The sequence below is a fragment of the Microcoleus sp. S13_C5 genome (assembly GCF_036700845.1).
Taxonomy (GTDB): Bacteria; Cyanobacteriota; Cyanobacteriia; order Cyanobacteriales; family Microcoleaceae; genus Microcoleus.
Genome location: NZ_JAUBPR010000107.1, coordinates 1 through 22,988 on the forward strand (window position 1 = coordinate 1; position 22,988 = coordinate 22,988).

The window sequence follows — 22,988 nt, forward strand, 5'->3', positions numbered from 1 at the left end:
ATAGATAGTCTAAATGAAAGCTCATCACTATAACTGTATTGGTTGATCTATTTTACACCATAAACTCAGGAGAGCCGGAGCGATCGTGCCCCTCACTCCCAGCCCCACCACCATCACAAGAAGGTGAAGGGCCGATCGCACATCCCTCAGTACCAAACCAGAATTTTGTGGGACGCGAAGAGGCGATCGACTCCCTCAACACCCGTATCAGCCAAGGCGCAAAAATCATCGTCATCAAAGCATCCGGCGGTATAGGTAAAACAACCTTGGCGCAACAATATCTCCGTTCCCAAGGATTTGATTTAGTGCTAGACATCCCGATGGCGAAGGAGACGGAAAATATTACTCCCGTCGAAAACGTGATTGAAGAATGGCTGAAGCGAGACTTTGGAGAAGAACCGGGGCGGGAATTTGGAGTGATGCTTGGCAGGCTCAAACGGCAACTTCAAACGCGCAAAGTAGGAGTGTTGATTGATAACCTGGAACCAGCGCTAGATGGACAAGGTAGATTTATTCAACCGCATCGCCACTATGTAGAGTTGTTGCGAATTTTGGCTGACTCGACGGTACTATCAGTGACGCTAATTACCAGTCGCGATCGCCTGTGTGATCCTGAAGTGAGTGTCGATCATTACGAATTACTCGGATTGGATGAATCGGCATGGCAACAGTTTTTCGGCAGTCGCAATATTGATATTGATATTCCGACTCTCAATGCAATGCACAACACCTATGGTGGTAATGCAAAAGCAATGGGTATTTTGTGCGGTGCAATTCGAGAGGACTTTGACGGAAATATGGTGGCTTATTGGCGGGAAAATATCACAGATCCGTTAGTTAAGACAGATTTAAAAAATTTAGTAACCAGTCAGTTTAACCGTCTCCAAGAACTCGACTCCGCCGCCTATAAACTCCTCTGCCGTTTAGGATGCTATCGCTATCAAGATGTGCCGACTGTGAGCGCTGAAGGATTGTTGTGTTTATTGTGGGATCTGCCAGAAATACAGCGCAGACGAGTTATTGAATCGTTGCGAAATCGCTCTTTGGTAGAATTCTGCAAAGGAGAATATTGGCTGCATCCGATGATTCGGGAAGAGGCTATCGCACGTTTGAGAGCAAGTGAAGATTGGGAAGAGGCGAATCGCAAAGCAGCAGAGTTTTGGACGGATAGTGCTAAGACTGTTGAAACTGTAGAAGATGCACTGAGGGCTTTTGAGGCTTACTATCACTGTGTAAAAATTAACGACTTTGAGCAAGCTGGCTCTGTAATTGTGAGAAGGAGAGATACCAGTTGGAAAAAGGGAGAACGTCTGGGGGTTGCGTTTTATAGGTTGGGTTTGTTACAACCAATGGTTTATTCAATTAATTCAATTATTAGCGAAGTTAAAGATAATCATATACTGAGTATGTGGTTGTATAATCTTTTAGGGGATTTCTACTGGTTAACTGGATATATAAACCCAGCAATTGAATGTCACAGTTTATCATTCAAAGCAGCGGACTGTACCCTTTTATCTATTAATTTAAGCCCTTCAATATATTTTGAGGCTAAAAAGTGGAAAACTTGGTCTTTAATTAATACAGGACTTTGTAAAATCGATTTATGGGAACTTGAAGAAGCTGTCAAATTGTTTGAAAACATAGAAGTTATTTGTAATCATCACGATTCAGAACATGGCTTGTCTAAGAATGAGAAAGACTATTTATACTGTTTAGCATTTTTGAACTCATGTTTAGGCTTTAAAGAGAGCGCTCTGAGTTATGCACAACAAGCAGAATTAGTTATTTCTAAAATAGATAATAGTTATTGGAGTAAAGGATATAGCTTATTGTTTATGGGCCTAACTTATAAAAATTTAGGAGAACCTGAAAAATCTTTTGAAATGTTCCGCCAAGCGATCGCATTTGCCGAAAAAACTCACTACACTCAGGTTAAGGCTAAAGCTTTAAGTGGTCTAGCAGAGCTTTATCGAGAACAGGGAGAATTTGCAACAGCGCTTTCCCATCATTCAGAATCAATCGAATTGCTAGACAAAATCGGCGCAAAATGCGATCTAGCTGAGGCTAATTATCAACTTGCCTTAACTTACCAAAAGATGGGTAATACCGAGAAGAGTCAGACTGCGTTTCAAGAGGCGATTCGACTCTTCAATGAAATGGAAGCACCTAAGCAAGTTGAGAAAGTGCGAAAGGCAATAGGTAAGAGCGACGAAGTTTAGTTTTAGATATATAAATACCCTCTTAGTCCGCGAAGGCGGACTTCGTTTGTGTAGACGCGGTTTCAACCGCCGAATTATCTAAACCAAAGCTTGCCGCTGAGCCTCCAACAATTCCTGAATCCCAGTTTCTGCCACATCCAAAATTTGATTTAACTGACTCCGGCTGAAACTTCCTTCTTCCGCAGTTCCCTGAATTTCGATGATATTCAAATCTCCATTCATTACCACATTACAATCAATTTCAGCCGCCACATCTTCAAGATAATTCAAATCTAAAAATGGCTCGCCTTCCAAAAGTCCCACAGACACGGCCGCCACTTGGCGAATCAAGGGCGATCGCACTAAATCACCTTTTTGCACCAACTTGTTCAAAGCATCAGCCACAGCCACAAATCCGCCATTAATTGAAGTCGTGCGAGTCCCCGCATCCGCTTGCAAAACATCGGCATCCACAAGTATGGTGCGTTCTCCCAATAGTTGCATATCCAAGCACGATCGCAAACTGCGCCCAATCAACCGCTGAATCTCTTGAGTCCGTCCCGATAATTTCATAAATTCCCGCTCTTGCCGCTGCGGTGTCGATCCCGGCAACATTCGGTATTCCGCTGTTAGCCAACCTTGTCCGGTATTCTCCAGAAATCTCGGCACTCCCGGCTTGATTGTAACGCTGCAAAGTACCTGAGTATCGCCACTTTTTGCGAGCACCGAGCCGCTAGCAAATTTGGTAAACTGTCGATCGAAACTAATCGGACGAAGTTGATTTGGTTGTCTGCCATCTGGACGCTGGAAAGACATAATATTTAGGTGATTGGTAATGGGTAATTGGGTATTAAAAATTGAAAATTGGGTATTAATTTTCCGGTCTTTTTGGATTCGTTAAATATGCAGTCATTCAATCTAAAATCTAAAATCTAAAATGCTATGAGTATTGACCTTTAGCCTCGATCAATTGGAGAATATCCTGCTGGACTTGTTCGGGCGATTGATCGCCATCCACAGTTAACAGTTTGTTGCGGTATTCGTAATACTCTAAAAGAGGAATAGTGCGTTCGTGGAACAAATCGAGCCGACGCTGTAAAATTTCAGGATGGTCATCTGATCGATCGCGCTCGATCGACCTGCTCACCAAAACCTCGATCGGCACTTTCAACAAAATCGCCCAATCTAGCTGCTGAGCCAAATCCTCCAGCAAAAAATCCAATTCCTCAGCTTGAAAAGCCGTTCGCGGATAGCCCTCCAATACCCAGCCATTAAAGACATCCCACAGCAGCAGTCGGCGGCGAAAGAATTGAATCATAGTTGCGTCGGGAACTAATTCCCCTCTTTCGACATAAGACACCGCCAGCTTACCTAAATCTGTGTCTTCTGCGATCGCCTCCCGTAGAATGTCCCCCACAGCCAGCAAAGGAAGGCTCAAATTGCTGCACAGTAGTTCAGCCTGAGTTCCCTTTCCCGCTCCTGGCCCTCCCAGAATCACCACTCTCACAGTCCCTGCTCCTAGTGCCGCGACATTCAAATTTTACGCGATGTCTGTACCTTTTCTTAAAAGCCCTGGACGCCGCCAGACTCTCATCACCTTGGTTTTTCACCCTATAACTGTATAAATGTCAAGCTCCACGCCGTATTTTAGTAAAAAATCCCGTTTCTGCCTAAGTGCTAATTGAGTTCAAAAATCGAACAAACGACTGCGAATGCCACTGCTGCGAGCTTTTGACAACTTGTATATATAGTGTTTGATCGCGATGTGCACTCGGCCCCGTACACTATATATTGTCAAGCAGGCTTCAGCCACGCCAAGGTCGGAGCTGCACTCAAGACTTAGTTGCTGATTAAATATTGCCCTATGGTTGCTCAGTTACAAACCCCTAAACTAAATTTAAACCACAGCTTGCCCTACACAGTTCAAGGGCTGGTGCAAGTCTTTACAGGCCCGCACCGCTGCTTTTTTACCAGTGTCATGGCTCAGGCCCTCAGAATTGCAGGACAGGGATCTCCCGTGCTAGCGGTGCAGTTCCTCAAAGGGGGAATTAATCAAGGGCATCAGCATCCGGTGCGGCTGGGGCAAAATTTAGATTGGGTGCGCTGCGATTTGTCACGCTGCATTGAGAATGCCGATTTAGATGAGCTGGAGACGCGATCGATCGAACAATTGTGGCAGTATGTTCAAAATGCGGTGCGCGAAGGCCGTTATGCCTTAGTTATTCTCGATGAATTGAGTTTAGCGGTTAATTTGGGCTTGATTCCCGAAGCTGAAGTGGTGGAATTGATTGACAGCAAGCCGCATCATTTGGATATGATTTTTACCGGGCCATCCATGCCGCAAAGAATTTTGGATGTTGCCGACCAAATTACTGAAATTCGCCGCAGTTAAGGACAATGATTTAAGTTGCGAGATCCTTTTTAGCGGTCGCATTTTTTATGTAGAAAAACAGTATCTAAAAAAAGAGGCGATCGCTTAGCTCAAAGAGCGATCGCACGCTGATCAATTTACCAGCGACGTTACGCTTGAACTACCGGATCGAACACAACACTCAATCGATCCGCCGGCACCATCCGCTTGAGAATTTTCAAGTGACCGTCTGCATCAGACCAACTGCGAAACTCACCCACAACCACCTTTTCCACATTTGGAAGCGAGCGAACTATAGTCCACGGCTTGAGACGTTTTTCTTGCAACATACTAGATAAATCTCCTTGGTAAATTGGAGCAAAAGCCAGTCCCCATGGTTGCCCACGGTCGAGGACTGGCTTTTGACTTTGCAAACTTGCCCTTCTCTAAGAACATAGCACAAAAAAAAGGGTTTGTGATTATATCTTATTTTTCGCTTTTTTTAGAGGTAATTTCTACATAACAGATGATTAAACTCAAAACTGGTTAACTCTTTAATTCCCAACTCAAAACTCTTTCATGACTAACACTTCGACTTGGCTTGGGGTGCAGCCTCACTAATAAATTCTGCCTTCTACCTTCTACCTTCACTCTACAAATCCCGCCGCGACAGCAGAAACCAGATCCCACCTAAACCCAAAACACCGCACAAAACCCCGCCTTCCCACCCAAAAACAGTCCCCCCCGGCAAATGTCCAGGCTTTGCTTTAGAAGTAAAATTCAGCTCAGAATAGTATACCCACTGGCTGTTAACCCGCCAGCCCACTCGATCGCCAAACTTCTCCCAAACTGTAGCATCATAAACACCAGGCTTCCCCCCCAACTTGAGCCACAAACCCTTTTGCACAGAAAAACCGAATCTGCGGTGACTGTGCCGCACCCAAAGTTGATCGATAGTCTGCAAATCCTTAGCTGGAAACTTCCTAATATCTTCCTCGCTCAAATAACCCCGTGAATTTTGCTGCATCACCTCCAGCATTTTCACAGAAGTTTCCTCATCAGCACCACGCCAATTTTTGGCAGCCAGCAGCCTTGCCAAGTGAGAATAATCAATACCTTTTTCGGACTCTAAATTCACAGAAATTAGCGGAGAATCAGTCACAGGTTGAGTCGGTACAGAAGGACTAACAACAGTTACCTGCTGCGACTTTTCCAGCGCTGGGACAACAATAACAGGAGGTTTTAAAGCATCCAAAACTTCCACAGCCGATTTGTAGCGGTCTTTAACATATTCCTGAATCAACTTATCCAAAACCTGACCTAAATCCTCGCTAATTTGTGTTCCTTTGGGCAAAGCCTCCCTCCAAAGCCAGCGACCTTCAAGCGGGTCGTAAAGGTCATCGTGAATGTCCCCGTAGATATCGAGATAAGGCATAACAGAAGTCAGCAAGCGAATGCAAGTCACCCCCAAACTGTAAAGGTCGCTAGCAGGAACAGCCCTACCGTGACGCTGTTCTAGAGCCGCGTAGCCAGGAGTTCCCAACTTAGTTCCTGTTTTGGTCGGAGCAGCAGCTACTACCTGTTTAGAAACCCCAAAATCTATTAGCACTAACTTACGATCGCGAGATCTGCGGATCACATTCTCAGGCTTAATATCACGGTGAATTACATTTCTGTCGTGAACAAACTTCAATAAAGGCAACAAATCTAACAGCAGTTCGCAAGTTTTAATTTCGCTATAAGCACCGTACTTATCTAACTCATCCTTTAAATTATTTCCATCAATAAACTCTTGCACTAAATACAAGCGCCCATCTTCCTCAAAATAAGAAATTAACTGAGGAATTTGCGGGTGCTTCAGTTCGTATAACCGCCTTGCCTCTTGTTCAAACAGTCGAACATATTTTTTAAAATGGCCGGGCTTCCGCTGAAACTCTTGAGGGGGCGACAACTGTTTAATCACGCACAATTCCTCAAATTTTCCATGATTAACAGCTCGGAAAGTCCTGCCAAATCCCCCATCGCGCAGCGGTTCAGTTGCTGCATAAAGGTCTTTTAGCAGCAGCTTTGAACCACAATTAAGACAATACTTTGTGCCTGGTGGGTTCTGACGCTTGTCTCTTGGGCAATCGAGATTAAGGCAGTATGTCATATATTAAAAAAATGCGAACAAAATTATACTCAGGGTTTTATATTATTCAAGAGTCCGATCGCGAGCTGGTTTTTGTAGAGGCGAGACCTCGAACCTTACGGAGGCGGCAGTCACCCTCGCGATCAGAGGGGGCGCTCTCGCCAGACTGCCCCTGAGCAAGTATAACTCTCTTGAGGGTTTGACCTCAAACTCGAAGTCCATATCTAACCTTAGACTCCGCTCGGTGCAATACACTTGATTTAGCGGTCAAAGAGCCACCAGATCAAACAGAAATAGTAATTTATTACCAGCCCCGTGAGCTCTGCAAGGCCAAAAAAACTGAGGATTCCGCCTAAGATATAATTTTATTGCCAGAGAGAAGCACACTAACGGGAGCCACAGCTTCCGTCAACTTCGATCGGCTTTAATATTTTAGCAGCATAATTTATTAGCTAACCAGGCGGAATTAACAATCCAAAACTCCCCAACAAACGCACGTTAAAATAAAGACTAGCTTCCGCGATCGCAATCCGAGCGCGACCAGACAATTAGCCAGTTTTCCCTATTTCCTTTTTTCAACTATTACGAGTTACATCTATTTTCATCTGTCTACTTAATTAGGAACAGTCAGTGACACTAAAACTACAGCCCTCTCAAACTCCAAACTCTCGCAAAAAATCACCAAAAGTACCTTGGTTCGAGCGGGTCATGGCATTGGTCGCCCTAGGAAATTTAAGCCTAGTATTATTTGACATAACTTACGTCCCCGGACGAGATTTCTACTTCCGGCAACTGCCAGTTCTAACTCAAGTATACGACCCATTTAAAGGAATTAAACCCCACCGAGACACCCAGCAATATTTGGAAACCTTAGAAGAATTAAAAATTCAAGTAGTGCAAACAGGGTTGCCCTCTCCCCAAGTAGCAGCCAAATTGCACGAAATAAACAATCTGAGCGCGAAAATGATCGATGAAGATCCCTTTCGAGTAGCATCAAAAAGTGGCACCCTAGAAAAAATAAAAGACCGGATGCGCGATCGCGTCCCGAATCCGCAAGACTCCGCTAAACAATCATTCCAAAGATTCTGGAGCCAAGACTATTTAAACAAACAAGGTTGGCAAAAAGAAATCAAGTGGTTTGACGCCAAAATCAAGCCATTAATCGCCACCAACTATTTCCGCGAGATTGGAGAAAACGGTGAATTCACCGATAACTTCTGGCTAATCGACCTGCCATTCATTGCCATATTTGCGATCGAATTTCTAGCCCGTACCTACTGGATCACCCGCCGCCACCGCAGCGTCACTTGGCGAGCAGCCATGCTCTGGCGATGGTACGACATCTTCATGCTTCTCCCATTCTGGCGCCTGTTGCGAGTATTACCCGTCACAATTCGCATCCACCAAGCCAAAATGCCGGATCTCCAACCCATACGCACCCAAATCAGCCGAGGTTTCGTCGCCAACTTCGCCCAAGAATTGACCGAAGTTGTAGTAATTCAACTCATCAACCAGATGCAACAATCAATTACCACAGGCGAACTGGCTCGTCAACTATTTCAATCTAAAAAACAGCGCTATCTAGACATCAACAATATCAATGAAATAGAAGCGATCGCCACCCATCTCGTCCAAATAACCGTCTACAAAGTCCTCCCCCAACTCCAGCCCGACCTAGAAGCCCTCCTCCGGTACAATATTGAAAGCTTCCTCAAACAATCCCCCCTCTATCAAGGATGGAAGCAAGTACCCGGCCTGGGAAACCTGCCCGAACAGCTAGCACAGCAATTAGTTGCAGAACTCTCAAAATTAGCCACCCTCGGCCCCCAAGATGCCTACGAAGCCTTCAAAATCGCCAGCGAAGACCCCATAAGCATCAAACTCTCAAGCCAGCTAGTGCAACATTTCGGGCAAGCTTTAGGAACCGAACTGCAACAGCAGCAAACCTGGCAAGAAATACAACTGCTGCTGTGCGACTTCCTAGAAGAGTTCAAAATCAACTACATTCAGCGGTTGAGCGAAGAAGACTTCGAGAAAATTTTAGAACAAGCCAAAGAACTGCAACGGATAGCCCCGCGTTAGGGCGTGTCATCACTCGGAAGTCTCCAAACCGTTCGGGCAAGTCTCGCCACGGGATGCCCGCTGGGTAGCGGTACAAAACCGCTTCTACAAAAAACCAATTTTAGGCAGACTGTCCCACCCACATAACCTTCACATCCGCGCAACAAATCTTTGATCCTTTCCCACTGTTAATCCCCTAGGGCATAACGGCGACTTGTCATGGCGATCGAATCCTTCTAGTCGGCTGTATCTCTCCTTTACCTTCCTTTACATCAACTGATGAGAAACCCTAGCCTCTCGGATTTGAAGAACCTTAAAATCCTTGCCAGCCATGTGTTTACCTCTAATACCAAATTCACTATTAAGCTTAAATAATTTCCCTGAATTAAAAGAATATTTCTCAGCCCTATCCTGTGTCATAATCCCCTCTGCTCCACCGCTCTACTTATTTTGTTCTTCCCCAATTAGCAATTAGCAATTACCCTGCTGTAACTCCTGCAAATGAAACTTGGTTTAATTGTAAAGTTTCATGTGCGATCGGCATTCTCTACCAAAGTCATCTGCAGAGTTGTGCATCAAATCTTCAGCGGGGTAGTGAGTTAGACCGCCCTTATGGTTCTCAGCGGTCTGGCGTGTCATGTTTTTAGCGAGAAAGGTCAATTTTTTTAGAAGTATATTATATCAATTTATATGTAAGTTTGATGAGATTATACTTTATAGCGTCACTCTGTAAAGTAAAGTTAAAAACTCCGACAAATAGCTGTCAATCAAGTAATCTATTAGATAGGATTGCTAACTGCTTTTATCATTTACAAATGCTAGGAAAAAAATTAGGCACGTCAGCATCTTTAGTCAGCTATAATTATAAAGCTCTCATAGTAAACACGTAAGTAGCTAGGCGGGTTCAAGCAAGTTACTGTGTAAAAATTTTCAATAACTATTGTAGATCAATACTCCGGACAGTTTTGGGAACGATACTACAAGCTTACGCGGGGCAAGGAGCATAAAAAAGTCGAATTAAATGTAAGTCAGCGGTGGAGCTGACATTGATTTAATTATCCACAGTGGCTCAAAGTCAAGCGAGCACAAGCCATTGGGCGCTATAAAAACTGTCTGGACTATTGGTAGATTGCTTTTCAATATATATTTCCTCAGCCTCATTTCACTAAATCCACTGAGATTTTTCAGCCAACTCGTTACCCCAGGAGTAACAGCAATCAATGTCACAGACCTCTGCAACCACTTTCCTGTCAAACCCTTCTAAAAAAAAGGTGTCCCTGCGCCTGATTTTAGTATTCCCATTCGTTCTGCAAATATTTGCTGCCGTCGGGCTGACAGGCTGGCTATCCTTACGCAACGGGCAAAAAGCAGTCAACGAAGTGGCTAGTCAGTTGCGAAGTGAAATTACGGCCCGCATCCAGCAACAGCTCAACACTTACCTAGACACAGCCCCTCGCGTCAATCAACTGAATGCCAATGCCCTTCGCCTAGGATACTTAAATCCCGACGAATTGGAGAGTACGGAGCGCTATTTGTGGGAGCAAATTCAAGCCTTTCCTTCTCTGCCCAATATGGGTTTTGCTACTCAAACTGGAGAATTCATTGCCATTGAACGCCAAGAGAATGGCAAAGTAGTTTTTAAAATAGCAGACAAAGAGCATCGAAATGAACTTCATATTTATGAATCTGATAGCAAAGGCAATCAAACGAAGCTCTTAAAAGTCTCCCGAAACTACGATATACTCAGGCGTTCATGGTATAAAGACAGTGTACGCTTAGGCAAGCCCACATGGAGCGAAATTTTTTCGCTTACAGGTCAGAAAACGCTCTCGCTTCCTGCCGGACATCCAGTTTATGACGAAAGTGGCGAGCTGCGTGGGGTATTCGTTGCTAATTTTCTGATCTCTTTCCTCAGTGACTTCCTGCACAGCTTAAACATCGGTCGCTCGGGACAGACATTCATTATGGAACGTTCTGGACTCCTAGTAGCCAGTTCAACTCTCAAAGAAGCATTTATCACCAACAATGACAAGCTCGATCGCCTGAATGCTTTAGATAGCACAGATGATTTAATTCGGCTGACAACAGCGCATTTAAAAGAACGCTTTGGCAACCTCACTAAAATTAGCAGCTCTCAGCAATTGGATTTTACGATCGCCGGTCAGCGGCAATTCCTCCAAGTTATGCCCTTTCAGGATAGCCGAGGATTGGACTGGCTGATCGTCGTCGTAGTTCCTGAAAGCGATTTCATGGATCAAATTAACGCCAATACCCAGACTACCATTTTGTTGTGTTTGGGAGCCTTGGCGCTGGCTACCGTTTTGGGAATCTTAACCGCACGCTGGATTACCAGCCCGATTCTCCGTTTGAGCGCAGCTTCTAGGGCGATCGCCAGTGGCGACTTAGAGAAAAATGTGCAGGTAAAAGGCGTAGAAGAACTAGAAGTTTTGGGTCAGTCTTTTAACCTAATGGCACAACAGTTGCGCGAATCCTTTGAGGCGCTAGCCAAGACCAATTCCGAGCTAGAAATCCGAGTAGAAGAACGCACTGCTGAACTCACGGAAGCCAAACAAATCGCTGATACTGCCAACCAAGCTAAAAGTGAATTTTTAGCCAATATGAGTCACGAATTGAGAACACCACTCAATGGCATTTTAGGATACGCTCAAATCCTAGAACGCTCAAAAACGATGGCCCCGAAGGAACTCCAAGGCATCAGTATTATTCACCAGTGTGGCTCCCACCTGCTAACCCTGATCAATGACATCTTAGACCTCGCTAAAATAGAAGCTCAGAAATTGGAACTGTACGCGAAAGATTTACATTTTCCTTCCTTTTTGCAGGGAGTCGCCGAAATCTGCCGCATCCGAGCCGAACAAAAAGGAATTGCTTTTGTTTATCAACCCAGTTTGGAAATTCCTGCTGGCATCTACGCTGACGAGAAACGCTTGCGACAGGTACTTATTAACTTACTGAGCAATGCAATTAAGTTTACAGACTCGGGACGAGTGACTTTTAAGATAGAACGTCTGGAAATGGGCACAGGTGAAAAGTTACAAAGCAATGAGCAAAAGCCAGCCTCACCAATTCACAAACTTCGGTTTCAAATAGAAGATACTGGCGTTGGTATGACACCAGAACAATTAGAAAAAATATTTTTGCCTTTTGAACAGGTAGGAGACAGCAAGCGTCAGGCGGAAGGAACCGGGCTCGGTTTAACAATTAGCCAGAAAATTGTCGAAATGATGGGTAGTACAATTCAAGTAAAAAGTCAGTCAGGAGTCGGCAGTGTTTTTTGCCTAGATTTGGATTTACCGGAAGCGGCAGACTGGGCAAATACAGCCACGATTGCCAAGCAAAGAAAGCTGGTTGGCTACCAAGGTAGAAAGCAGAAAGTTTTGGTGGTTGATGACAAATGGGAAAATCTCTCAGTCATTGTCAATCTTTTGGAACCTATCGGATTTGAAGTAACCGAAGCTAAAAACGGTCAAGAAGGTTTAGAAAAAGTAGAAGAGTTTAAGTTCGATTTGATTATCACTGACTTAGTGATGCCAGTGTTAGATGGCTTTGAAATGATGCGCCGTATCCGAAATTTGTCATGGTATAAAGACGTGGCAATCATTGCTTCATCTGCCAGTGTATTTGCTACCGATCAACATAAAAGCTTGGATGGGGGAGCCAACGATTTTCTCGGTAAGCCTGTGCAGGCAGAAGAGCTATTTGAGATGTTGCAAAAGTATTTAAAACTTGAATGGATATATGAGAAACGAAAAAATGAAAAAATCAGCCCTCTTCCCTTTTCCTCTGATCCTCAATTACTTTCTGAATCCAATCCTGTAGTTGCTCCCCCGCCCGGAGAAATTGAACTCTTACTTGAGCTGGCGATGAGAGGCAATGTGAAAGGAATTGTGAAACGCACTGAGCACCTAGAGAAGTTGGATCAAAAATTTGTGTCCTTTGCTGTTGAGCTGCGCCAGTTAGCCCAAGGCTATCAGGTCAAAAAAATAAAAGAGTTTATTACATCCCACAGGATAGAAAAAGAATGAATACAGCAAATATGGAAACAAGTAGTATCTTAATCGTCGATGATAATCCTAGCAATCTGGACGTGCTTTCTGAAGCTTTAGCGGGTTCGGGATGGGAGATATTGGTAGCAACTGATGGTGAAACTGCCATTGAACAGGCTGAATATACTCAGCCTGATTTGATTCTTTTAGATGTGATGATGCCAGGAATTGACGGGTTTGAAACCTGCCATCGCCTGAAGGCAAGTCCGTTGACGAACGAAATTTCTGTAATTTTTATGACGGCTCTGTCTGACATAGGAGATAAGATCAAAGGCTTTAATCTAGGGGCTGTGGATTACATTACTAAGCCCTTTGAACAAAAGGAGGTGTTAGCTCGCGTCAACCTCCATTTAAAACTGCGTTCTCTTACTAAAACTCTCGCCGACCAAAATCTGCTTCTCAAACGGGAAATAGAAGACAGGCTCGCAGCAGAAGCAGCGTTACATCAGCTCGCGCAGGAGTTAGAAAAACGAGTGGAAGAACGAACGGCTGAACTTTCTCAAGCTTTGGAGAATCTTAAAAAAGCTCAAGTGCAAATCGTTCAAAGTGAAAAGATGGCTTGCCTTGGTCAACTTGTCGCTGGGGTAGCTCATGAAATTAACAATCCAGTTAGTTTTATCTCCAATAATATCCCTATTGCCAAGGAATATATTGCCGATTTGATCGGGATGACTCGGCTTTGCCAGTACAACGTTACTTCGACATCAGAATTTGAGGATAAGTCCCAGGAGATTGAGTTAGATTTTATTGTTGAAGATTTGCCAAAAATTATTGATTCAATGGCGGTAGGAACAGAGCGACTTTACAATCTTTCTATGTCACTGCGTAATTTCTCTCGCTTGGATACATCGGCACTAACGCCCGTGAATATTCACGATGGGCTAGATAGTACCTTATTAATTTTAGGGCATCGACTGAAATCTAAAGGAAGTTTCCCAGGAATTGCAGTGATAAAAGAGTATGGGGAATTGCCGCTAGTAGAGTGTTATCCGGGGCAACTTAATCAGGTGTTTATGAATATATTGGCGAATGGAATTGATGCTTTAGAAGAGTCTACGATTAGTTGTCCCCTGTGCGGGGAAAAGAAACAGAGCAATGACACTCCACAGATTCGGATCTGCACTGAAATGCTTCAGGATGACAGAGTGGTGATTCGGATTGCTGATAATGGGGTTGGCATAACTCAGGAAGTAATGCAGCATTTATTCACGCCGATGTTTACTACTAAATCAGTAGGTAAAGGGACAGGTTTAGGTTTGTCTATTAGCCGTGAGATTGTAGAACGAAAACATGGTGGTAAGCTGACCTGCATTTCCTCGCCCGAATGGGGGGTAGAGTTTGTAATTGAGCTTCCAATTCAGCATTAGTAATGGGGATTTTTTAGGGTTGATCTTAGTTTTGCTGTTTTGTCAATATACCGTTAATCTTGCGATCGCCCCTGTCTAATCTACCAACCACCATCACTGTCAAACTCTTTGCCGCCTATCAAGAAGCACAGGGCTTGTCCGAACTGAAATTAGAATTTCGCAAAAAAACTCCCGTATCGCAAGTCCTAGAACGCCTGAGTGCCGATCGCCAACAGTTCTAGGGGGGACCCACCGGCTTCAGTATCAACCAGGAATTTGCCCTCGCCTCACCCCACTCCAAAACGGTGATGAAGTCGTCCTCATTCTCTCTGTCAGCTCTCCCCCTCTCCCCTTGAACACTTTCCCGAGGGCGATCGGTTTGTCACCGGGCGGGCGATCGAGCTAAACTGAGAACTGAGGCCTCCCTTCGATCGGAAGAAGTCCTCAAACTTCTTGGAAGAAATTGTTTTACCTAGGAGTGGGTCAAGCCCACTTTTTTTGTTGCATTAGTCGCAGGAAAAGGGCTCAGGGCGTCTGACTTGCAAGTTGAGGACTGATTTAGTAGGGGTACCCCCCCGCTTGAGATCCCCTGCTGGGATGTTGGGTAAGTCCCAAAGTTGAAGACGAAAGTCGCAGCCACCTAATCAAACCACCTCAAAGCCAAGCAATCTCAACAACAAATTTTTCCTTGCCCGTGTCCGAGTTTAGGAGTTTTAACTTAAGTATTCGATATGACTCATCCCCTAATCCCACAAATCATTGACTTAGCTACCCCCGTTGCGGAAACACTGGGATTGGAAGTAGTGGGAGCAGTGTTTCACACCAACCAAAATCCTCCCGTCTTGCGGGTAGATATCCGCAATCTCCAACAAGACACTGGTTTAGCCGACTGCGAGCGCATGAGTACAGCCCTCGATGCCGAGTTAGAGGCAGCCGACATCATACCCGATGCCTACGTGCTAGAAATTTCCAGTCCCGGAATATCCCGATTGCTCAGCAGCGATCGAGAATTTATTACCTTTAAAGGTTTCCCAGTGACAGCCAAAACCACCGAACCCGACTCGCGAATCAAAGAGTGGAAAGGACTACTCCTGGGCCGGGATGAAACAGCGGTTTATCTCAATCAAAAAGGGCGACAGGTTAAAATTCCCCGCCCTCAGATTGTCAAAGTTGAACTAGACGAAGGAAAGGAGATGTAAAGGGAAATTGTGAGTGTTGAGTGTTGAGTGTTGAGTTTTGAGATTGCCTCGCAGCAAGCTGGAAACGCTTGGCTGCGAGTTAATTTTTAACAATCCTATCTGTAGCAGCGGGTTGAATAGGGACAAGAAATAAATTGTTACAGCACCAAGTTGCCCTAATCCTATTCAGTAAGTCATCACTCATCTGTCATCACTTCTACTTGAAAATTTCCAAGTACCAATTACCGATTACCAGTTACTTATTACCACAGCAAAAAAGGAGAGTTTTATATGTCAATGGTTCCCCTGCCCGGACTAAAAGAAATGGTCGAAGGTATTAGCAAAGAACGCAATTTACCCAAACACGCCGTCCAAGCAGCCTTGCGAGAAGCCCTGCTCAAAGGATACGAGCGCTACCGCCGTACCCAAAAACTCGACCATTTCAGCGAAGAATACTTCGACAACTTTGATGTAGAACTCGACGCAGAACAAGAAGGTTTCCGCGTTTTAGCCAACAAAACTATTGTCGAAGAAGTCATCAATCCCGATCACGAAATCTCACTTACGGAAGTGCAAGAAGTAGCCACGGAAGCTCAACCGGGTAGCATCGTGCTCGTAGACGTAACACCAAATCAAAAAGAATTTGGTCGCATGGCCGCGATCCAGACCAAACAAGTTCTCGCTCAAAAACTGCGCGACCAACAGCGCAAAATGATTCAAGAAGAGTTTAAAGATTTAGAAGAAACCGTTCTTCAAGCAAGAGTGCTCAGGTTTGAGAGGCAGTCGGTGATTTTAGCAGTCACCAGCAGCTTCGGTCAGCCCGAAGTAGATGCCGAACTCCCTAAGCGCGAACAGTTGCCCAACGACAATTACCGGGCAAACGCTACATTCAAGGTTTATCTCAAAAAAGTAGGCGAAGGCTCTACTAGAGGGCCGCAGTTACTTGTTTCTAGAGCCGACGCAGGTTTGGTGGTTTACCTGTTTGCTAACGAAGTACCAGAAATAGAAGACGGGGTGGTGAGGATTGTCGCCGTAGCCAGGGAGGCAAATCCGCCCTCCCGGCACGTCGGCCCCCGGACTAAAATAGCAGTTGATACTCTCGATCGCGACGTAGACCCTGTAGGAGCCTGCATCGGAGCGCGGGGATCGCGGATTCAGGTAGTAGTCAACGAATTGCGCGGCGAAAAAATCGACGTGATCCGCTGGTCTCCAGACCCAGCAACTTATATTGCCAACGCTCTGAGTCCCGCTAGAGTAGATGAAGTGCGTTTAGTTGCTCCAGAAGGTAGGAGAGCTCACATCTTGGTCGCTGAAGACCAACTGAGTCTTGCCATTGGCAAAGAAGGTCAGAACGTGCGCCTCGCAGCCCGCCTAACCGGTTGGAAAATCGATATCAAAGATATTGCTAAGTACGATCGCGCCGCCGAAGACAGCAAATTGGCAGCAGAAGCAACTAGGCTTGAAGAACTAGCAGACGACTACGACGCAGACGAAGCAGGCGACTACGACGAGGAGGAAACCGCAGAATTTGAGGAAGAGGAGGCAGGCGCCACGGAGGAAACCGAAGCCGCAGTCTAAAAACTGTGGCATTTAGCGAAGAAGAATTCAGAATTCAGGAGCCAGGAGCCAGAATCCAGAATGGGTTCTGTGGGACAGGATGGAGAATCGAGGTTGAAAGCCCCCGATTTTAATCGTGGAGACGAAAAAATTCTTTTTGTGACCGTTACCCCTGACTTGAGGCATGGCGTATTTTGAATTCTGAATTCTGTCTTCTGACTCCTTTTCATAAGATTTTCTCTCTTCGGGAGACAAGGAGGACTTGTCCCCTACTCCCTCCTCTCCCCCTACTCCCCCTCTCACTCCGATGAAACCGAACTACCGGTGCTGTGCAAGTTGTCGAAAAATAGCTCATAAGGAAGCTTTTTGGCGAGTAGTCAGGCTCTATCCTTCTCATCAGGTACAATTAGATCGTGGCATGGGCCGTTCTGTTTACCTTTGTCGGGAATCAGAATGCCTCAAAGCAGCTCAGAAAAAAAATCGACTTGGGCGATCGCTCAAAGCACCTGTGTCTGACGAACTGTACCAAACACTTTGGCAGCGTTTAGCCACATCTGACTGTACATATTCCTCTGGCCTGGCCGGACGAAAAACCGACAATAGTTCGGCATCGACTGTATAAACCCTCTTGGCAGCCCTACCAGTAATTACCGGTAGCGCCAGCTATAAAACCCCAATCCGATCTGCCCACCAGTCTGGAAAGATTTGTGTCAGATTAGATAAGGGTAGGGTACTAGCAGAGGTATCCTCAAGGTGGAAAGGCAAACTTTGAAGCTTGAGAGAGTGGGTTTTGCCAAAACTCAGACTTCGGAGTTCCAAGTTCCCAAACAGACTTGAGAATTCTTCAACCGCAGACTTCAGCGAGTTGCATCTTTTAGATAAAATTGCTGAGCGAGTACCAAAACCCTGATTCCTGACACTGAATCAATCACAGCGAATGATGTCGTCATTAGAACAAAAAATCAAAATGTAAAAACTGGTTGGCACAAAAGAGGGCAGAGTGGATGAACAACGGCAAAGTAAGAATTTACGAATTATCACGGGAACTAAATTTGGATAATAAAGACATCTTGGCAGTATGCGAGCGGCTCAATATTTCAGTCAAGAGCCACAGCAGCACAATTACAGAATCCGAAGCAGAGCGCATTCGCAAAACGGCGGAAAAATACGTAGCCAGTAGCCACTCTTCCCCCGGCAAGCCAGCTCCACCCGAAAGAGCAGCAGCGCCATCTAGAGAATCTGGCCCTCACCCTAACGACCAACAAAAAAAGCAGCAAATTTTAGAAATACGCAGTCCAAAAGTACGGCCGGCTGGTGCAAACTCCCAGCCTGCAGGCAACGAGGAGAACAAAAACCAGCCTGCGGCAACCGTGGCAACTCCTCCCAAGTCGCCTGCCGCTCAACAACTCCAGCCTCCAGCTAAACCGAATATCAATCGACCTGTACTGTCGAAGCCAAATGTCGCTGTGTCGGCGGCTCCGTCAGAAATAGTGTCGGAAACTGTAGGTGCGATCGCCCCGGAAACCACCGCCCAGGCTCAGGCACCTGCGGCACCTCAACCGCCGTCGGAAAAGGCTCCAGAACGCATCCAGCAACCGCCTAGCGCCCCTCCCGCGCCCTCGGCAAAACTCACGTCGCCGCCAGTCAGAGCGGCGTCCGAGTCGGGTAGCCGTAACCCACAAAATCTGGGAAACAAGCCGGTACTCAAACTTGCAAAAACCGAGCAAGAGCAATCAGGACAGTCAGAAACTCTGGAAGCGCCGGCTAAACCGAGCCGCCCCAGCAGACCTGCACCGGGATCTGCTACCGAATCTCGCGACCCGCAAAGACCGCGCCGGGAAGGCGCTGGTGGCCCAGTCAAAACTCCACTGGCCGATCGACCCCAGCCCGGTGGGCAGCGCCGGAGCCTTGCCCCCGCAACGTCAGCTACCGGGCTGCGTAGCCGGGGCGGCGGCACCGGAGCCCTAGGGGATGACACTGATGACAATGAAGAAGATAATACGCCGTTGCTGGAGATTCCTCTCCTCGAAAGGCCCTCTCTTCCTCGTCCTGCCAAAAAGACATCGGTCATTTGGGAAGAAGATGATGACGAAAACTCAGATGCTGCCAAAGCTGCCAAGGCTGTTAAGGCAAAACGTTCTCGTCTCAAACCCATAGACGAGGATGACGAGGACTTAGAAAACGGCTTGGATCTGCCAGCACCAGTCACGGTCAGCCTGTCCCTAGCCCGCCCAGCTAAAGCGAAGGGACAAGCAGCACCCAAGTCAACACCAACTCCGGGCGCACCCGGCAGCAGCGGAAAAAATAAGAGACCGGGCCCTTCTCACGATAAAAGTTCTTCTTCAGGTTCCAGCGGGGGACGCGGCAACCGGGGCAAAACAGCCGAAGCTAAGGTAGAACGTCCAGAAAAGCTCCTGCTGAGCAGGCCGATGACCGTTCAAGAACTAGCACTTACTCTGGCTGTTCCCGAAACCGAAATTATTAAGCGGCTGTTCTCTAAAGGAATTGCGGTCAATATTACCGAAACCCTGGACATTCCAGCGGTGAGGATGGTAGCCGAAGAAATGGGCGTAGAGGTGGAAACCCCAGAAAAAGTAGCCCCAGCTATCAAAGTGATCGAGATGCTGGACGAAGCTGATTTGGAATACCTCGAACGCCGTCCCCCAGTAGTAACAATTATGGGTCACGTGGATCACGGTAAAACTACCTTGCTCGACTCGATCCGCAAAACCAAGGTGGCTCAGGGAGAAGCTGGGGGCATTACCCAGCACATCGGTGCTTACCACGTGGATGTGGTACACGAAGGCAAGAGCCAGCAAGTGGTATTTTTGGATACGCCGGGTCACGAAGCCTTTACAGCGATGCGGGCTCGGGGAACACGGGTTACGGACATCGCCATCTTGGTGGTGGCGGCGGACGACGGCGTGCGACCCCAGACAATTGAAGCGATCAGCCACGCGAAAGCGGCGAAAGTGCCAATTGTCGTGGCTATCAATAAAGTTGACAAGGAGGGTGCTCAGCCGGAACGGGTGAAGCAAGAGCTTACTGAGTACGGCTTGGTGGCAGATGACTGGGGCGGCGATATCACAATGGTTCCAGTCAGCGCGATCCGAGGCGAAAACCTGGATACGCTGTTGGAAATGATTCTGACAGTCGCGGAAATGGAAGACCTCAACGCCAACCCGCACCGACCAGCTAAGGGTACTGTCATTGAAGCTCACCTCGACAAGGCAAGGGGGCCTGTGGCAACTCTCCTGGTGCAGAACGGCACTCTGCGAGTGGGCGATATTGTGGTCGCAGGCTCGGCTTTGGGCAAGGTGCGGGCAATGATCGATGACCGGGGCGAGCGCGTAGAGCACGCAACTCCATCCTTCGCGGTGGAAGTGCTGGGGCTGCGGGAAGTTCCTCGCGCCGGAGACGAGTTTGATGTCTTCGCAAACGAAAAAGAAGCTGCGGCGATCGCCTCTGGAAGAGCTACCTCCCAACGAGATTCCCGCCTGCTGCAAGGCGGCCGGATCAGCCTCAGCGGCTTCTCTCAACAAGCTAAGGAAGGCGTTCTCAAGGAACTCAACTTGATCTTGAAGGCAGATGTCCAAGGCTCCCTCGAAGCAATTGTCGGCGCTCTGACTCAACTTCCTCAAAAAGAAGTTCAACTCCGACTGCTGCTATCTGCTCCTGGGGAAATTACAGAAACGGATATTGACCTCGCTGCAGCCAGTAATGCTGTAATTATCGGGTTCAATACTACTCTCGCCACCGATGCTCGCCTCGCGGCTGACCAAGCGGGGGTAGACGTGCGGGAATACAGCATCATCTACAACCTCTTGGATGACATTCAAGGGGCCATGGAAGGCCTGCTGGAACCCGAATTGGTGGAAGAACCTTTGGGTCAAGTCGAAGTGCGCGCTGTCTTCGCGATCGGTCGCGGGGCTGTGGCTGGATGTATGGTACTCTCTGGCAAAGTCATCCGTAACTGTAAGGTGCGGGTGCGCCGGGGCAACAATGTCGTTTACGAAGGTGTCCTCGACTCCCTAAAACGGATGAAGGAAGATGCCAAGGAAGTCAATGCTGGCTTTGAATGCGGCATTTCCTTGAGCGGATTTAGCGACTGGGCGGATGGCGATATGATTGAAGCCTACCGGATGGTTACTAAGCGCCGGACTCTCTCTCAATAGTTTTGAGTTGTGAGTGTTGAGTTGGAAGAGAATTTTTGAGCGATCGCAACCAAATTGCCGATCGCTCGCAACTCTTCTCTTCACTCAATACTCCCAAACTCATCACTCTCAACTTTTGTTTTTAACTTAGAGCAGAAGGAAGAAGGTTTTAGTTATCTAGTAAAGAATGAAGAAGCAATAAAAGCAAAGATGTTAGCAATTAACAACGTCCTAATCGTCTTCGCTGTCGCTGAACATTCAAAATTTAAAACTAAAATAAGACTTACGCAAAGCAACCGAGTTTCCTCCTAAGATGCTCGGTTTGACTTCTAGAAATGTACTCTTCGCACCGGATTTCTGGGTCAAGAGTGCGTCCCAGACTCTCAAAATTCAAAACTCATAACTCATAACTCATAATTATTTAAAGTGCGTTCTTTTTGGTCAGATCCTTTTTTGTGGATTCACCTTTCTGGGGCGGCTACACTGCCGATATTCCTGGGACTGTGCTTGCTGGGACTCGCAGTGGGTTCTCCCCTGCTCCCTGTCTGGTTAGAAATATTTTTAGTGGCTGTAGCAGGTATTGTTCCTGTGCTGTGGATGCAGTGGTTCCGCCCTTTTTACATTTTTAGTATTTTAGTTGTGGCGGTAAAACCGCAGAATTTAACTTCTGTGCAGCACCGGATTCTGACTCGGTTTAAAACTAACTTAAATAAAGGACTTGCTCTATTTGTTGCTGTTTTGCTGGCAGTAATTTTGTGGCAGCTTTACAGATTCGCTCCCCTCGTGGCTTCAGTGGCTCCCTTTCCTCCTTCCTGGCGGTGGGCTGGATTGTTGTTGGCAGCTTCTGCTTTTTTAGCTAGCAATTTGTTTTTGCAGGTGTCTGCTAGCGTCATGGCGGTTTTGCTGACGCCGGAATCAGAATTTGCAGCGACAAAGCCTCATGTTTTAGAAAAAATTCGGCAGGATTTTACGATCGCGCCTTGGCAAGTCGATCGACTTTTGCCGGCTTTTGCAGCCGAGACAACTGCGGCTGTGGCTGCACCTGCAGAGTCAATTGGGCCAGCATCCGGCATAGGGAATTCGTCAGCCGGGAGTATTGTCAACCCAGAACCTGCTGACACCAACGGCGTTACATCTCTACCAGAACAGTCGAGCGAAAAAAAGTGAAATAAAAAATTAAGAGGGGGACAATTGTAGTTTAAGCTACTTTAATTTGTACAGATGTATGCTGTCCAAAAAATAGGTAAGGCCCATCCTCAGATAGAGATTATTAATAGTCTTAATATTTAATTTTCAATCGCAGGTTGTGGATATTTTATATTGGCTATCTGGAGAGAAGAATCTATAATAGATAGTGTCAAGGTCAGCTTTCAATCCTTACAGGGGATTAAAACAGAGGTATAAAAATATGGCGAATTATCTACCGATGGCAGAAGAGCCTCAAGCCGCAGAGCCGATCAAGCTGTGCGAAGATTCTGAAATCTGGGGCAGTCTCAAATCCGCGATCGGCTCAAGTTCAGGATTTCAGCGCTGGCAGCTAGAACTCAATTTTGAGCGTCAGCAGCAAAATGCCACCATCGATCAGCAGGTTCGTTCCTATCTGCGAGAAACTTTAGAAACTTTGGCTTACTGAGTGCCGTAAAACAAAATATTGTCAGGGTTTGTGAATTTTACAGGCTAATTCTGCTGGCATCCCCTCCAATATGCTATGTGAGTGTCGATCGGAACTTCGGAGATCAAATTGCAGGGGACAGTATTTCTCCTTACTTAGTCGGAATTAATTCCCGCATTCTAATTGCAACACACTCTCAGAGAAATCAAGAGAAAATTAGCCTGAAACCCCCCAGACAAAGCGACTGCGGCCGCTATCTATAGCATTTCTTACAAAGGTGAGGTACAATAACAGCAGTGAGTAAACCAATTCCAAATATTTGCTGATGTAACTT

General features: G+C 46.4%; 16 protein-coding genes and 1 pseudogene. 12 read left to right on the forward strand and 5 right to left on the reverse strand.

What is annotated here, in order from left to right; genetic code table 11:
* Positions 1-38 precede the first annotated feature (38 nt).
* A complete protein-coding gene (locus QUA04_RS22645; protein ID WP_333260996.1) occupies positions 39-2,219 on the forward strand; it encodes a tetratricopeptide repeat protein in 2,181 nt (726 codons plus the stop codon).
* Positions 2,220-2,297: 78 nt separating this feature from the next.
* Here the strand turns inward: QUA04_RS22645 and rph are convergent, their stop codons facing one another.
* Positions 2,298-3,014 carry a ribonuclease PH gene (rph, locus tag QUA04_RS22650; protein ID WP_333260999.1) on the reverse strand — a complete coding sequence of 239 codons (717 nt, stop codon included), beginning with the start codon at positions 3,012-3,014 and terminating at the stop codon, positions 2,298-2,300.
* 124 nt (positions 3,015-3,138) lie between these two features.
* Positions 3,139-3,705, reverse strand: a complete 567-nt coding sequence (locus tag QUA04_RS22655) for a nucleoside monophosphate kinase (RefSeq protein ID WP_333261036.1) — start codon at positions 3,703-3,705, stop codon at positions 3,139-3,141.
* A 357-nt stretch (positions 3,706-4,062) separates the two neighbouring features.
* Between QUA04_RS22655 and QUA04_RS22660 the strand changes: the two genes are divergently transcribed.
* Entirely contained in the window at positions 4,063-4,590 is a 528-nt protein-coding gene (locus QUA04_RS22660; RefSeq protein ID WP_333261002.1) for a P-loop NTPase family protein, read from the forward strand.
* 128 nt (positions 4,591-4,718) lie between these two features.
* On the opposite strand, the gene QUA04_RS22665 is transcribed toward QUA04_RS22660, so the two are convergent.
* Positions 4,719-4,898: a hypothetical protein gene (locus QUA04_RS22665; RefSeq protein ID WP_333077141.1), complete on the reverse strand. Its 180-nt coding sequence runs from the start codon at positions 4,896-4,898 to the stop codon at positions 4,719-4,721.
* Positions 4,899-5,200: 302 nt separating this feature from the next.
* Positions 5,201-6,700: a GUN4 domain-containing protein gene (locus QUA04_RS22670; RefSeq protein WP_333261005.1), complete on the reverse strand. Its 1,500-nt coding sequence runs from the start codon at positions 6,698-6,700 to the stop codon at positions 5,201-5,203.
* 609 nt (positions 6,701-7,309) lie between these two features.
* Here QUA04_RS22670 and QUA04_RS22675 point away from each other — a divergent pair.
* Complete coding sequence (locus tag QUA04_RS22675) at positions 7,310-8,761, forward strand: hypothetical protein (RefSeq protein ID WP_333261009.1); 1,452 nt, start codon at positions 7,310-7,312, stop codon at positions 8,759-8,761.
* A gap of 13 nt (positions 8,762-8,774) precedes the next feature.
* Here QUA04_RS22675 and QUA04_RS22680 read toward each other — a convergent pair.
* Positions 8,775-8,916 (reverse strand): annotated as a pseudogene (locus QUA04_RS22680) (IS5/IS1182 family transposase); the annotation flags it as partial.
* Between the two features lie 1,044 nt (positions 8,917-9,960).
* On the opposite strand from QUA04_RS22680, the gene QUA04_RS22685 reads away from it, so the two are divergent.
* The 9 genes from QUA04_RS22685 (at position 9,961) to QUA04_RS22725 (ending at position 22,675) form a co-directional block, all read left to right on the forward strand.
* A complete protein-coding gene (locus QUA04_RS22685; RefSeq protein WP_333261012.1) occupies positions 9,961-12,786 on the forward strand; it encodes an ATP-binding protein in 2,826 nt (941 codons plus the stop codon).
* Positions 12,783-14,174: a response regulator gene (locus tag QUA04_RS22690; RefSeq protein WP_333261015.1), complete on the forward strand. Its 1,392-nt coding sequence runs from the start codon at positions 12,783-12,785 to the stop codon at positions 14,172-14,174. Before QUA04_RS22685 ends, QUA04_RS22690 begins: the two co-directional genes overlap by 4 nt.
* A 59-nt stretch (positions 14,175-14,233) precedes the next feature.
* The gene (locus QUA04_RS22695) at positions 14,234-14,395 is read left to right on the forward strand and encodes a thiamine S protein (protein ID WP_333261018.1); all 162 of its coding nucleotides are present in this window, start codon (positions 14,234-14,236) and stop codon (positions 14,393-14,395) included.
* A 489-nt stretch (positions 14,396-14,884) separates the two neighbouring features.
* Positions 14,885-15,352, forward strand: coding sequence for a ribosome maturation factor RimP (gene rimP / locus QUA04_RS22700; RefSeq protein ID WP_333040953.1), 468 nt, complete (start codon positions 14,885-14,887; stop codon positions 15,350-15,352).
* Positions 15,353-15,622: 270 nt separating this feature from the next.
* On the forward strand, positions 15,623-16,909 hold the full coding sequence (gene nusA / locus QUA04_RS22705; RefSeq protein ID WP_333261021.1) for a transcription termination factor NusA: 1,287 nt from the start codon (positions 15,623-15,625) through the stop codon (positions 16,907-16,909).
* A gap of 286 nt (positions 16,910-17,195) precedes the next feature.
* The gene (locus tag QUA04_RS22710; RefSeq protein WP_333261024.1) at positions 17,196-17,510 is read left to right on the forward strand and encodes a YlxR family protein; all 315 of its coding nucleotides are present in this window, start codon (positions 17,196-17,198) and stop codon (positions 17,508-17,510) included.
* 382 nt (positions 17,511-17,892) lie between these two features.
* Positions 17,893-21,063 (forward strand): translation initiation factor IF-2, encoded by a 3,171-nt coding sequence (gene infB / locus QUA04_RS22715; RefSeq protein ID WP_333261027.1) that lies wholly within the window; start codon positions 17,893-17,895, stop codon positions 21,061-21,063.
* A 405-nt stretch (positions 21,064-21,468) separates the two neighbouring features.
* The gene (locus QUA04_RS22720) at positions 21,469-22,209 is read left to right on the forward strand and encodes a low-complexity tail membrane protein (protein ID WP_333261029.1); all 741 of its coding nucleotides are present in this window, start codon (positions 21,469-21,471) and stop codon (positions 22,207-22,209) included.
* Positions 22,210-22,450: 241 nt separating this feature from the next.
* A complete protein-coding gene (locus QUA04_RS22725) occupies positions 22,451-22,675 on the forward strand; it encodes a hypothetical protein (protein WP_333261032.1) in 225 nt (74 codons plus the stop codon).
* Positions 22,676-22,988 lie beyond the last annotated feature (313 nt).